Below are 13,523 nucleotides of genomic sequence, written 5' to 3' on the forward strand. Positions count from 1 at the left end.
GAGCTTCCATTAAAAGCTTCGAATCTGTGAAAGGTTCGGAGCTTTTTTTGATCCTGGGCCTTTTGGGCTTACCGCTTTTTCTGCCGGGCTTCTAACGCGTGGATGGCGTCGATCTTCAATGGGAGCTTGTTGGCCCAGAGAATATCTTCGCGGCAATGGCCAATATCTAGCAGCACCTGATCATCGTAGGCCAATAGCGGCAGTATATGGCGGCGGAAAAGACAGCGCCGCCGGAAACGCCACCAGCCCATATCTAGCGCGCGAATTAGCCTCATTGACGGCATGGCAGGCATGTAAAAATCTACTTGTGGTGGCTTTGGGGGCGGCGCCAATTGGCTGGCTTTTACCCATGCATTTTGGGCATGTTGGGCTGAACATTCACACTTCATCGCGCACCTCTTTTTTCACAACGACTGTGCAGGCAGCGGTGTCTGGGCACCGACTGGACAGGTATGGTTTGTGGTCAATAAGTGAGAGGGTCGCGACCTCTTGTGAACAGCTTGGTACTTCGCCTTGGATCAATCAAACGAAAAGATCTACACTAATCGTTAAGTTTTTCTGAAAGGTAGGCGTGATGAATCAACTATCGACCATAGCTCCCAGCCGAGCTGCCTTGCCGCTACTGGATAGCGAGGTGCTACGCACCTTTGTGACGATTGCGGAGAGCGGCAGTTTCACCCGCGCCGCCCAACAGCTATTTCGTACTCCATCTGCGCTGAGCATGCAGATCAAACGGCTAGAAGAAACGCTTGGCCAAACGCTATTTGTGCGCGAGGCGCGCTATGTGCGCCTGACTACCGAGGGGGAAGTTCTCCTGGGCTATGGTCGACGGCTGCTTAAGCTCAATGCGGAAGCCGTTACTCAGTTTTTAGCTCCCACCATTGAAGGGCGCGTCGGGCTGGGTATAACTGACGACGTCGTTGGGCGTATTTTACCCAATGTGCTTGCTCAGTTTGCTCGCTCGCATCCGGCCGTGCAGGTCGATGTCGTCGTTGGACGCAGCAAAGACCTGCTCGCTAGGCTGGATGAGGGAGAACTCGACTTGGCGCTGGTGATGGGCGGAGAGCCTGGTCAGGCGGCGCGCGGTGATGTGGTGCATAGCGAACCGTTAGTGTGGGCGGGTCGTGAGGATGGCGTTGCCGTAGAACGAACACCGCTGCCGGTGACCTTGGCTCAACAGGGGTGTGCGTGGCGGAGGATCGCGCTAAACGCCCTTGACCATGCTGGGGTTAATTACCGGATCGCTTACTCCTGTGACCATTGTGCTGGTCAGGAAGCGGCTATGCTGGCTGATCTGGCTGTGACGGCTTTTCCGAAAAGTTTGATTCGCCCACCGCTCAAACGGCTAAACAACGATGCTCTACCGCCGTTGGGAGATTATCAGGTATTTCTTGTCAAGCGTGCGGGCAGTAGTGATGCCAGTGAGGTATTGGCTGAACGAGTGGTAGAGGCATTACGGGAGGGGTGAGCTTAACGCACTGCATTTAGCGGTAGTGAGATTCCCTGGGATGGCCCGTTCAGGACGAGCCACTACGTCATCACATGATCGTCGCAGGAGGCATGTGCTTGTCATGTCTGTTACGCCTGCTTGCCATACGCCGCCAAAAACACATCCACTGCGTTACTGACCTGACGGTGAATCTCTTCATCGCTGGGGAGCTGACGAACCCCCATACGCACCTCCATAACCAACATGCCTTGCCACATGCTACAGAGTTGGTCGGCGGCTAGTGTGGGTGCGTTAAGTGTTAAATGCCCGGCGCGAGCTAGCCCCTCAAGCTTTTCCTGCAGCCACTTTTTAGTGGCCCAGGGGCCTGATTCGAAAAAGGCCAGTAGCAGTTCGGGGTACTGACTTCCCTGTGTACTCATAACGCGCTCAACGGCTAACACATGGGGCTCTAATAAAAAGCGCACGAGGCTTGTGCCGACTTCAATCAGCGATTGACGCACGGCTTCGTGAGTGTCGGGAAGCTGTTCTAGCCCATGACGAAGGAGGGCGGTTTCACGCTGAATGACGCTGCCAAATAGTGCTTCTTTGTTTGCAAAATGGCCGTATACGGTCACTTTGGAAACACCCGCTTCACGGGCAACGGCTTCCATGGTCACCCCTTCGAGTCCAAAGCGAAAAAATAGGCAGGTCGCCGCGTTTAACATCGCGTCGCGCTTAGCCATATCTTTGGGGCGGCCGACGCTGCGTTTTTTGTCAGGCGGTAAAGGTTGCGAGTCCGTCATTCCGTAAAATCCGTGCCTATCGAATAAATAAATATTGAACGCTGGCGTACACATATTATAGTGAACCGTATCGTTCAAGAATAAACCATTTCGAGGCCATTATGGACACTTCCTTCAATACTTCCTGGCGCCACCGGAGTCGTGGCACGTTGGCGGCCTTAATTATGATGAGTATCACGGCAGTTGCGGTGGTTGCGCTGACTAGCCAGCACAGTCGTGCCCAGTTGGCTAACCAGCAAGAAACGGATAACGCTTTGTTGCAAGTGGTGACGCAGTCTCTTGCCCACTCCGAACAGCTGGAGCGGGACGTGCGCTTAACGGGGCGAGTGGTTGCACGTCAGTCAGTGTCGCTTGCCTTTGAACCCGCTGGCCGTGTTAGCGAAGTGTTGGCTGATAGGGGGAGTGCAGTTGAGCAGGGCGATGTGCTGGCGATACTGGATACCCGTCGTCTTGAAAGCCGTTTGGCAGAAGTGGCCGCACGCAGTGAGGAAGCCCGCGCCGGTCTGGCTTTTGCTCAGCGCCAAGAAGAGCGTGAAGCGCAGCTTAATCAAAGTAACTTCGCCAGCCGTACGACGTTGGACCAAGCGCGCACGGATCGGTTAACGCTTCAAGCCCGTCTTGCGGCACTGGCGGCTGAACGAGACAGCCTTACTGCTGATCTTGAGGACAGCACGTTAAAAGCGCCCTTCGCCGGACGCGTCATTGAGCGTCATGTCAGCGTTGGTAGTTTAGTGACTAGCGGTACCGCCGCGTTTGAGCTGATCGATGTTGAGCAACTTGAAGCGCATCTAGGATTGCCTGCTCGGTTAGCGTCGACGTTTACACCAGGCGAGACGGTAACACTCAACGTTAATCACCATGCTATCGGCGGTAAGGTGCGTGCTCGGCTACCCCATATTGACAGCGACAGCCGCACGCAGACGCTGGTTGTCTCGCTTGACGCCTCAAACAGCGCGGTGCCTGGTGATCTCGTTGAACTTGGCTACGCAGTGGTAGAGCCTGCCAGTGGCTATTGGGTGCCGCTAGATGCCTTACGTGCTGCCGAGCGAGGATTGTGGAACGTACTGGTGGCAGAGCCGCTGGAAGAGGGGCATTTTCGTGTGGCACGGGCGAGCGTGGAGTTGCTACACACTGAAGGCGATCAAGCCTTTGTGCGCGGAACCCTTGAGCCAGGAATAAGGTTAATTACCAGCGGCATTCACCGCATCACCCCTGGGCAGCAGGTCACCCTCAGCGAGGATATGGCTTATGCAGCGCATTGAGTGGTTATTTAACCGCCGTTTAGTGGCACTAACCTTGGGGTTGCTGGTTGTGGCTGGGCTATCGGCTATTCAAACGCTTCCTCGGGCAGAAGACCCTCATCTGATTGCGCGTATGGCTACCGTGCTTGCGCCGTTTCCTGGTGCTACGCCTGAGCAGGTTGAAGCGCTGGTAGCGCGGCCTATTGAAAACGAGTTGCGCACTATTTCAGAAATCCAAGTGCTTGAATCTACGTCGCGCCAGGGCATCGCTGTTATCAGTCTTGAATTAGAAGACGCGGTTATTGATGTCGCCCCCGTGTGGAGCCGAGTACGAGATAAATTAGGCGATATCGCGCCAACCTTGCCAGCCGGTGTGCAAACACCAGAGCTGCTGGATGACCGCGGTTACGCTTTTAGCATGGTGGCCGCCCTGCGCTGGACATTGGATTCTTCGCCCAACCCGCAGTTGATGGAGCGTTATGCTGAACGCCTAGAAGACCAGTTTAGGCGTGTTGCAGGCACGGAGTACACCCATCTGTTTGGTGTCGCAGGAGAGCAGGTCGAGGTCATGGTCGACCCCTTAGAGCTAAATGCGCTGGGGCTTTCCGTAGGCCAGCTGGCCGCCGCCATTGAAGCAAGTGATGGCCGCCGCACGGCAGGCGAAGTGGTTACTCAAGGTCATCGGCTAACGGTCGGGCTGAGCGGTGAATTTGATACGTTGGACAGGTTGCGCGATGTCGACGTGGCTATCCGGCAGGGCCAAACGGTGAGGCTAGGTGAGATTGCCGAGCTGCGCCGCGGCGTGCAGGACCCGCCCGCCGCCATGGCGCTGCTTAACGGCGAGCGAGCCGTATTTGTGGGTGCCCGTATGGCTCCCGGCCAGCGTATTGATGTTTGGGTTGAACGGGCTCAGCAACAACTCATGGCGTTTGCTGACGAGCTGCCCGTGGGCCTTGATGTTGACGTGGTGTTTGAACAAGCCAGTTACACCAATCAGCGCTTAAGCGATGTCGCTAGCAGCCTGCTGATAGGGTTAGTGCTGGTAGTGGCTATTCTGTTTTTAAGCATGGGCTGGCGCTCGGCGATCACGGTGGGACTAGCGATTCCCGCCACGGCGCTGCTCACGTTGGCGTTTTTCAAGCCACTGGGCATTGATATCCACCAAATGAGCATTACCGGCATTATTGTGGCGCTGGGGTTAATGGTGGATAACGCCATTGTCATGACCAACGCCCTTCGTGAGCGTTTCTTGCAAGGGGACTCAGTGATTGCCGCGACCCGAGATGCCTTGCGCCATTTAGCCGTGCCGTTACTGGCCAGCACCCTGACGACCATTCTGGCGTTTATGCCAATTGTGCTAATGCCTGGGCCCGCCGGAGAGTTCGTAGGACCGCTAGCCCTGGCCGTTATTGTAGCGCTGGTGAGTTCTTACTTGGTATCGCTGCTGTTAGTGCCAGCGCTCTCTCCGATGCTGCTGGCCAGCGTGGCGAAGAAACCGTCAGGCTCACAAGATAACGTGATTAAGCGTGGTTTTCGGGGGGCCGTACGTAGCTCGCTGCGTCATCCGGTGGCTGCCATGATCATTACCTTATGCGTGCCTGTGAGTGGTATCGCGCTAATGCCAACGTTAGACGTCGCGTTTTTTCCACCGGCAGACCGTGACCAATTCCACATTGAAGTACGCTTGCCACCGGCTAGCAGCATCGCCAATACCGCTGCGTTGGCCGATGAAGCCGTAACCCTTATCCGAGAGCTGCCGGGCATCAAGCGGGTGTCGGCATTTATCGGCGAAAGCGCCCCCATGATGTACTACAACGTATTGACCAATGAGGATAACAACCCGGCGTTTTTACACTTGATTGTTGATGCCGAGTCGTTAGCGGTGACTAACCAGCGGGTGCCAATGCTGCAGCAAGTGCTTGATCAACACTTTCCGCAGGCGCAAAGCGTGGTGCGTAAGTATGAGCAGGGGCCTCCGTTTAAAGCACCGATTGAGCTACGAGTCTATGGCGATGACTTGGACATACTGTCATCGCTGGGACTTGAACTAGCGCATCTAATGCATCAGTTGCCTCAGGTAACCCATGTGCGCGCAGGCATGCAGCGCGACCTGCCCAGGCTAACGCTGGATATCGACCAAACGGCGCTCCACGATGCAGGCCTTACGCCACAACGCCTAGCGGAACAGGTTGGTGCTGCACTGTCGGGCCAGTCTGCAGGCATGCTGTTGGAAGATACTCAGCAGCTTCCCGTCCGAGTGCGTTATGTTGGTGAATGGCGCACCGATGCTGAACAGCTTGCTGCGCTGCGCTTAGTCAGTGATGGCGTCGCAGAGGGGTTGCCGCTAGCGGCAGTGGCGGAGGTATCGCTAACGCCAGCCTGGAGTGTGATTACTCGCCGTAATGCGGAACGGGTGCAGTTAGTGCAAGGCTACTTGGTAGCCGATGCGTTGCCGGCAGTTTCCATGGCACAGCTAGAGGACGCGTTGCAGAACGCGCTCAATGCAGGAGAAATTCACCTCCCTTCTGGCTATCGCATTGAAACCGGTGGTGAGGCCGCCGAACGTAGCGAAGCCGTGGGTAACCTGCTGGCCTCGGTGATACTGTTGGTGATTGCCATGGTGGCAACGGTCGTGCTGGCGTTTAATTCCTTTCGCCGCGCTGCCATTGTGTTTATTGCCGGTGCCCAGGCGATGGGCATGGGCATTGTAGCGCTGCTGCTCAGTGGTCATGCATTCGGTTTTGTCATTATTGTCGGCATTATGGGGCTGGTGGGTGTGGCGATTAATGCCACTATTATCATCATTGCTGCGTTTGACGACGATGAAGCGGCACGCCAAGGCGATATCGATGCCATGTTAGCGGTCATTAGCGGCCCCACCAGTCGGCATATTATCTCAACGACGATCACCACTTTCGCAGGATTAATTCCATTGATGATGGCGGCAGGTGGATTGTGGCCACCTTTCGCGCAAACCGTCGGATTTGGGCTACTTTTGGCAACGCTGGTGTCGTTTTTCTTTACCCCAGCGCTTTATCGGCTTTGGGTGGCAAGAGCAAGCTCGTCTACCGATAGCAAGCATGCGGTAGCGGGAAACGCAATCTGAGCATCCTTGATAAGGTGGTGTGAGTTCTAGGCGACGATGCCCTTTACCTGGAGTGGCATCGTGCCTAGTCAACTACAGCTGTCGGCGCCAGCGATTCTCAATGGTGTCCAACTCTGCCGGGCCGTAATGCGCCTGCTGATGTGACCCGTAGTAGGCCCATAATTGATCGCCGTAATCGAAGTGCCACCACTCGCTAGGCAGGTTAGTGAAGCCTTGCTGTTGCATGGTGTGATACAGCAGGCGGCGATGATCTCGGGCGTTAACTTGCTGCGGCGTTAGCGTTTCCAGGTGCTCGAAATAGTCGCTATGAGAGGCGGGGATCGCTTCATCAAACAGTGTCCCCATATCCAGCGGCAGGCCATCGGCATCACATAGCGTGACATCGACGGCGCCGCCGGTGAGATGTGGGCTGGGTGCTAATGGGTCGCGGCTGGGGACCGAGACAAATTCCCGTGTGCGCTCCAGTAGCTCCGCTTCACTGAGGTCGGGCTGATGATGTTGGATAGCTTCGTGCAGGGTATCAAATAAGTACTGCTGTACCCGCCATGGACGCCAGCCGTCGAGCACGATTAGACCGATCCCTTCGGGCAAGCTGCGCGCTGCGGCGAGTAGCGCCCGATAAACGCTTTCCCGAACGAAACACTCCGGTACCGCGCCGGGAATGCCCAGCCGAGCATAGGCGGGGAATACGCTAATCGGTGCCGGGGCGAGGCTCATTGGCACCAAGCGCTCACCGTTATCTTCAATAGATGTTCGGCGCAGCTGTTCCCAGTTTGGCGCTAGGTGGCTGGGTAGAGGCGGCAAGGCCTTCAATAGTGTGTTCAAAGACATCATGTTGTCCAAGCAGAGTGTTATCAAAACAGGTTCTTAAAACAGGCTCTTAAAACTGAGCAGGCAGCCACAGCGTCAGTGATGGAAACAGGATGAGTAGAATAAGCACCGCAATCGCTGTCAGTACAAAGGGCCAAATGGTTCTGAACAGCGACACTATCTCAAGTCGACTGACCGCGGCGGCGACAAACACGCAGGCACCTAGCGGCGGGGTGATTAACGCAATGGTAATGTTAAGCGTGATGATGACACCCAGATGAATGGGGTCGATACCCGCCATCATCGCCACTGGCGCAAAGATAGGCGTCAGTAGCATCAACGCTGACACTTCCTCCATAAACATTCCCGTGACGAAGGTGATCGCGCTGAGCAGCAATAAAATAACCACGCTATTGTCTACGTAGGGCGATAGCAGCGAGACAAATTGCGCGGGCACTTGCGCATAGGAGAGTAACCAGCTAATTGTCGCTGAGGCGGCCATAATCAGAAAAATCGCCGAGGTTAAGCGTGCCGTATCGACGATAGCTTTCCAGCACTCTTTAAAACGCAATCCTCCCAACACGACCCCGCACAACGCGACATACAGCGCTGTCAATGCGCCTGACTCTGTTGGCGTCACGAAGCCCAGCACGATGCCAGCAACAATAATAAAAGGGGCAATAAGTGCCGGCAGAGCGGCTACGAAGGCTACGCCAAGTTGGCTGAGTGAGGGCAGCTGGCCACTTTTGGGTAACTGATGGCGCCAAGCATACCAAGCGTTCATGCCCATAAAGGCAACGCCCAGTAGCAATCCCGGCACAACGCCTGCCAGAAATAGATCGCCGACCGAGGTGTTGGTCAGTGAGGCGTAGAGAATCATAAAGATACTGGGTGGAATAATCGGGCCGATTAACGAACTGCCGGCGGTCAACCCAGCGGCAAAGGCTCGTGAGTAGCCCTCTTTCTCCATAGCAGGCACTAACAGCGACCCAAGTGCCGAGGTGTCCGCCACTGCTGAGCCATTAACACCCGCGAAAAATACGCTCGACACCACATTGACGTGACCCATTCCGCCCCGCAAATGCCCTACCATCAGGCGGGCGAGCCCCATCAAGCGTTCAGTTAAGCCGCTGACGTTCATCAGGTTGCCAGCGAAGATAAATAACGGAATCGCCATCAAGGAGAATACATTGATACCACCAAAGAATTGCTGGGGCAGCATGCGTGGAATCATTGAGGGGTCGACAAACAAAAAACCGACTATTGCGGTGGTAAGCAGGGCGATAAACAGAGGCAGCCCAAGCAAGACGTGGCCCAGGAAAACAACCAGCATAGTGACAATCATAGGTCGTCCTCGATGGTCTTGAGTGGCGCAGGGCCATAGAGAAGCACATGCCAAGCCAGTAGCAGAAAGCCAATAGGTAGCGAGAGCAGTGGCACCGTGCGGCTAATGCCGAGCCCAGAAGTGGTAAACATGCTGACCGATAGCGCATAGCGATAGCTAACCCATGCACCCCCCGCTGCAATTAGCAGGGTGAGTAGCCATTGGTACACGTTTAGCAAGCGAGCAAAGGTGGCGGGCAGCCGTTTCTCTAACAGGCCAACGCGCATATGTCCTCCTTCAGACCAGACAGCGCCAGCCGCGAGCATCACGGTGGTGATGATCAAAAAACGTGAAAGCTCATCTGTCCAGATAGGCGCGCCACCAGCGATGTAGCGTGCAAACACCCCAAACAGAATGGCCGCAACATTGAGCGATAACAGTGCGCCCGCCAGAGTTAAGGTAACAGGGCGGCTGATCGCTAAAAGACGGGATCGAAGCGTATTAAACATGGCAGCCTTCCATGAAGCACAGAAACGTTAAGCACTTGAACATTAAGTGCTAGGGTCTTAAGTACCGGAGTATTAAGTACTAGGATATTAAGTACTGGAAATAGGGGGCCGGTAAGGTGCCAGCCCCTGTTGTTAACAGCCGTTAGTCGAGCAGTTCGCTCATGCCTGCATCTTCCAACGCCATATCGATCCAGCGCTGCTCGATATCACGCTCACCGAGCCACTCAAGGTAGGCAGGCTGGCCGATTTCGCGGAAAGCGGCTAGCTCTTCTTCAGAGGGACGAATGACTTCCATACCTTGCTCTTCCAGATAGGCGATACGCGCCTCTACCTGCTCCTCATTGTGCTCACGGGCATTGTGATTAGCTTCGGAGACGGCCTCCATAAAGGCGCTGCGAAGCTCATCATCCCAACCTGCGATCATGTCGCTGTTGCCTACCAGGAACTGGTCGGAGTACTGGATATTGGCGAGGGTCAGGTAGTCCTGCACTTCGTAAAGGCTGCCTAAGATGATATACATCGGCGGGTTCATTTGCCCGTTAGCCACCCCGGTGCGCAGTGCCATATAGGTCTCTGTCCAGGGGATGGGAGTGCCGGAGGCGCCGAAGGCCTCATAAAGAGCGACTTGGCTAGGGTCCATGGCGCGGAAGCGGAGTCCTTCGAAGTCGTCAGGATGGCTGATCGGTCTTTCGTTATTGGTGAACGCCAAAAAGCCGCCCTCTTCCACAACGGCTAGCATATCGATACCGGCACGCTCCTGCAGAGCGTTGCTGACTTCCTGCCAATACTCACCCTCATCGAAGAAAGTGTGGGCTGCAGAAAAATCGTCGAACAGAAACGGAATAGCGCTAACGAAGATTTCATCCACAAGAGGAGAAACACCCGCAAATGACGCCACATTGAGCATGGGCGTATTCATGGTTTGTTCCATGCGCTCCTCTTCTTCGCCGAGCATGCTATTCGGATAGAGCTTAAGCTGGATCTCACCGTCAGTTTTTTCGTCTACCAACGTTTTAAGATTCTCTGCAAAGACGTGGACAGCGTTCTTTTCCGGGTCTGGGGCACCGTTGTAACTTAGATTAATCGTAGTCGCTGCAAGCGCGTTCCCTGCCATCAAAGCAGAGCCTACTAGGCATGCGGAAATAAGCTGTTTAGGCGAAAAGTGTTGGCTCAATTTTGCTGGGTACATAGTCAGTCTCCTGGTTTATTGTCGTGAGCTACGGGGCGCTATGGGCGCGTTATTAGATTTATAAGGAGTGCCTACTAGAAGACTATGTATTGAGGTGTTGACTATGCAATACCTAAACTGTGGCTTTTATTGCAACAGTCGTGGTGCATCGGCGGAGAAAAAGCGCATGCCTTTGTGCAAATGATTGATGCAAGTGATTGAAGCAACGGGGAGTTCCTGTCCTTTCAGGCTAACAATTTGTGCCCGCGTACCGTTCATCACCGGGTACTGCATGGGGAGTGTGAAGATCTCACCGCGCTCAATCTCATCCGCTACGGTGAGTTCGGGCATGAACGTAACGCCGATGCCTGAGCGGACAAAATTCTTTAACACCGCAACAGAGTTTGTATGCAGGCGTGCTTCAAGATGAATGCGCTCCTGGTGAGCCACCATATTGACCATTTGCCGCATACCAAAAGGATTGTCCATTAACGCCAGAGGCCACTCCTTTAAGTCATGCAGCGTTACCGGGCGATTAAGATCACTAAGTGGGTGATTGGGGGGGACAATGACATCGAGCGGCTGGCGCGTTTCCACGTGGCAGAAAAGTTGCGGGTCTACCGGCGGTGCATAAAGTAGCGCTATATCCACCTCGCGATCGTGGAGTAACGACATTGCTTCATTGACACCCGCCATGCGGATTTCAACTTTGATACCGTCAAACGCTGACATGAAAGTGCCTAACGGTGCGGCGATCAGGTCAGCAATAAATCCTTCTCCCACGGCAATGCGAACTTCCCCTTTCGCGAGACTTTGCAGTGCCATTAGTTGGGAGAGCACAGCTTCTTCTGAAGCCCGCTGGGCATGAAAATGGTGCACCAGTAGCTGGCCCGCTGCAGTGGCACGCATTCCTCTTCCGTGTCGCTCGCATAGCTGGGTATTCAGCTCTTCTTCTAGTGCTTTTAGTTGGCGGCTAACGGCAGAGGCATCGACATTCAGGTGGGCGGCGGCACGCCTGAGCGAACCGCGCCGAATCACTTCATTGAGGTAGGTTAATGCACGCTGGTTAAGCATAAAACACGCCTATGTTGGGGTGCTCTATATCTTACCGGAAGCCTGCCCGGACTTGTCATGGTTGGCACTAGCTAAGCGGTTGGGGGGCTGGCTCGCGGAGGATATTTTTCTCTTCCACCGCATCCGCCAGCATTTCGGCGGTAATGGCTGACAGTGTCCAGCCTAGATGGCCGTGGCCAGTGTTATAGAAAACAGTCGGTAAACGGCCAGGTCCAACTTTGGGCAGCATATTAGGTAGCATCGGCCGCAGGCCTGCCCAGGGCACTACGCGTTGGGTGCTCACGCCAGGGAAACACTCTTCTACCCAGCGAACCAGCGGTTGAATGCGGTCGTTGCGTATATCGCGATTCGCGCCGTTAAATTCAGCGGTGCCAGCCACGCGGAAGCGGTTGAGCCCCAAGCGGCTGGTTACCAACTTGGTTTCATCGTCTAGCAGGCTGACGGTTGGCGCGGCTTGCTGAGAGGCCTCGTCATCTAGCTGTACGGTTATCGAGTAACCTTTTACGGGATAGATATTAACGCGATCGCCTAATTTGGCGGCAATGGCGCGGCTGCCGGTCCCCGCACAAACTACCACGCTGTCAAAACGTTGGCTCATGCTGTTGTTATCTACCGTGGCGCTTACCCAAGCCCCATTCTCGTCAGCACCAATATCGTCAATATGGTGGCCATAGTTAAGCTGCACGCCACGCTTGGCGGCTGCTTGAGCAAGGCCGTTGGTATATTTATGGATATCGCCAGTGGCGTCGCTTTCGGTATAGAAACCGCCATAGTAACTACCTGCCAGGGTTGGCTCGATGGCGCGCATTTCATCCGGCGTGACCGACCTGCGTTCAAGGCCGCCTTTCGCTAACAACTGCGACACGCGCGAGGCGTGATCAAAGCCAGCTTTGTCGCGGTAGATATGCAGAATGCCTTGCTGTTTAAGATCAAAATCAATCTGCTCGTCTTTCGCCCACTGGAATAAGTGTTCTCGGGCAGCAATGGCTAACCGAGTGGTTTCCGTGGTGTTGTCGGCATAACGGGGGATGGCGGCGATGAACTCTGCAAACCAGCTGAGTTTGTGCCAACTAGGGCGAGGGTTGACCAGGAGCGGCGCGTCGTTTTTTAGCATCCAGCGCAGGCCTTTAAGCACCGTCGGCCAGTGGTTCCACACTTCAGCATTCGATGCCGACAGCTGCCCGCCGTTGGCAAATGACGTTTCCATTGCCGCATAGCGGTGTTTCTCAAAAACAGTCACATCAAAGCCGCGCTTTGCCAGAGCATAAGCACTTGTAATACCAGTGATCCCACCGCCAATAATAGCAATGCGTTGCATAAGTCTCTCCAGATTGTATGAGCGTCAAGCGATACCCCTAGCAACATTGGCTAGGCGTACCCCTTCCGTCATGGAACCTGAGAGATTCACGCATCTGTGGAGGCGCTTGCTCCTTCGGTGTGCTGAGTGACGCAGTCATCAGCCGCTCTTCGGAAAATGTTAGTAGTTACTGTGTTAGTAAATACCATAACGATAGCGGTCCGGTGGCCTGAGAGTTTCCGGGGTCGTTGCTCCTTCGGCGCTGGTGGCTAGCACCAGTCTCTCCCGCTATTGCTTTAATAAATAACGTTGTAACGCGTCAGTCGAAAAAGTGAAATAGGGTAAACGTCTTAAGGGGGGGACGCAAAGACGCAAAAGAGAGGAGCACGCTGCTTAATGGGCATGCTTTGCAATAGCGTGGTTTTAACTGACAATATCGAAAACCTTTTAGCGATGGAAATAACGCATGCAGGCAAACGGATTTTTTGATGGTGTAGGCGAAGCGATTGGCGATGCTATTCGCGTGGTGGTGGAGTTTTTATTGGGCTTCTTCACCAACTTTTTCGGCGCGTTTGATGACTTTATTGATGGTCTAACCCGCTCTCTGGGTATCAATGCGTCGTTCTTTAGCATTCTGGTGTTGGTAATTGGCTTGTGGCTGTTATGGCGCGGCTTTCGAGCGCTGCTACGAGGCTCCTTACTAGGAGCCATCGTGCGTATTGTGCTGGCGCTGTTTATCCTGTCGTGGCTAATGATGTAGAG

At 54.7% G+C, this 13,523-nt stretch carries 12 protein-coding genes and 2 riboswitches; of the genes, 4 read left to right on the plus strand and 8 right to left on the minus strand.

What is annotated here, in order from left to right:
• Positions 1 to 68 precede the first annotated feature (68 nt).
• Positions 69 to 389: a hypothetical protein gene (locus CEK60_RS20490; RefSeq protein ID WP_089040580.1), complete on the minus strand. Its 321-nt coding sequence runs from the start codon at positions 387 to 389 to the stop codon at positions 69 to 71.
• 185 nt (positions 390 to 574) lie between these two features.
• Here CEK60_RS20490 and CEK60_RS20495 point away from each other — a divergent pair, with 185 nt between their 5' ends.
• On the plus strand, positions 575 to 1,468 hold the full coding sequence (locus CEK60_RS20495) for a LysR substrate-binding domain-containing protein (protein ID WP_089040581.1): 894 nt from the start codon (positions 575 to 577) through the stop codon (positions 1,466 to 1,468).
• Positions 1,469 to 1,578: 110 nt separating this feature from the next.
• On the opposite strand, the gene CEK60_RS20500 is transcribed toward CEK60_RS20495, so the two are convergent.
• A complete protein-coding gene (locus CEK60_RS20500; RefSeq protein ID WP_089040582.1) occupies positions 1,579 to 2,232 on the minus strand; it encodes a TetR/AcrR family transcriptional regulator in 654 nt (217 codons plus the stop codon).
• Positions 2,233 to 2,333: 101 nt separating this feature from the next.
• Between CEK60_RS20500 and CEK60_RS20505 the strand changes: the two genes are divergently transcribed.
• Together CEK60_RS20505 and CEK60_RS20510 are read left to right on the plus strand one after the other, a co-directional pair.
• On the plus strand, positions 2,334 to 3,494 hold the full coding sequence (locus CEK60_RS20505; RefSeq protein WP_089040583.1) for an efflux RND transporter periplasmic adaptor subunit: 1,161 nt from the start codon (positions 2,334 to 2,336) through the stop codon (positions 3,492 to 3,494).
• Complete coding sequence (locus CEK60_RS20510; protein WP_089040584.1) at positions 3,481 to 6,579, plus strand: efflux RND transporter permease subunit; 3,099 nt, start codon at positions 3,481 to 3,483, stop codon at positions 6,577 to 6,579. Before CEK60_RS20505 ends, CEK60_RS20510 begins: the two co-directional genes overlap by 14 nt.
• A gap of 72 nt (positions 6,580 to 6,651) precedes the next feature.
• On the opposite strand, the gene CEK60_RS20515 is transcribed toward CEK60_RS20510, so the two are convergent.
• The 6 genes from CEK60_RS20515 to CEK60_RS20540 form a co-directional block, all read right to left on the minus strand.
• Positions 6,652 to 7,413 (minus strand): M15 family metallopeptidase, encoded by a 762-nt coding sequence (locus CEK60_RS20515; protein ID WP_198361405.1) that lies wholly within the window; start codon positions 7,411 to 7,413, stop codon positions 6,652 to 6,654.
• A 46-nt stretch (positions 7,414 to 7,459) separates the two neighbouring features.
• Complete coding sequence (locus CEK60_RS20520; RefSeq protein ID WP_089040585.1) at positions 7,460 to 8,734, minus strand: TRAP transporter large permease; 1,275 nt, start codon at positions 8,732 to 8,734, stop codon at positions 7,460 to 7,462.
• Positions 8,731 to 9,222 carry a TRAP transporter small permease gene (locus CEK60_RS20525; RefSeq protein ID WP_089040586.1) on the minus strand — a complete coding sequence of 164 codons (492 nt, stop codon included), beginning with the start codon at positions 9,220 to 9,222 and terminating at the stop codon, positions 8,731 to 8,733. Before CEK60_RS20525 ends, CEK60_RS20520 begins: the two co-directional genes overlap by 4 nt.
• Positions 9,223 to 9,364: 142 nt before the next feature.
• Complete coding sequence (dctP, locus tag CEK60_RS20530; RefSeq protein WP_089040587.1) at positions 9,365 to 10,411, minus strand: TRAP transporter substrate-binding protein DctP; 1,047 nt, start codon at positions 10,409 to 10,411, stop codon at positions 9,365 to 9,367.
• A 126-nt stretch (positions 10,412 to 10,537) separates the two neighbouring features.
• Entirely contained in the window at positions 10,538 to 11,464 is a 927-nt protein-coding gene (locus CEK60_RS20535) for a LysR family transcriptional regulator (RefSeq protein ID WP_089040588.1), read from the minus strand.
• A gap of 67 nt (positions 11,465 to 11,531) precedes the next feature.
• Positions 11,532 to 12,782: a D-amino acid dehydrogenase gene (locus tag CEK60_RS20540; protein ID WP_089040589.1), complete on the minus strand. Its 1,251-nt coding sequence runs from the start codon at positions 12,780 to 12,782 to the stop codon at positions 11,532 to 11,534.
• Between the two features lie 55 nt (positions 12,783 to 12,837).
• A riboswitch (glycine riboswitch) is annotated at positions 12,838 to 12,945 on the minus strand.
• Between the two features lie 23 nt (positions 12,946 to 12,968).
• A riboswitch (glycine riboswitch) is annotated at positions 12,969 to 13,059 on the minus strand.
• Between the two features lie 168 nt (positions 13,060 to 13,227).
• On the opposite strand from CEK60_RS20540, the gene CEK60_RS20545 reads away from it, so the two are divergent.
• A complete protein-coding gene (locus CEK60_RS20545; protein WP_038478731.1) occupies positions 13,228 to 13,521 on the plus strand; it encodes a hypothetical protein in 294 nt (97 codons plus the stop codon).
• Positions 13,522 to 13,523 lie beyond the last annotated feature (2 nt).

It is taken from the genome of Halomonas sp. N3-2A (genome assembly GCF_002216165.1).
GTDB lineage: Bacteria > Pseudomonadota > Gammaproteobacteria > Pseudomonadales > Halomonadaceae > Vreelandella.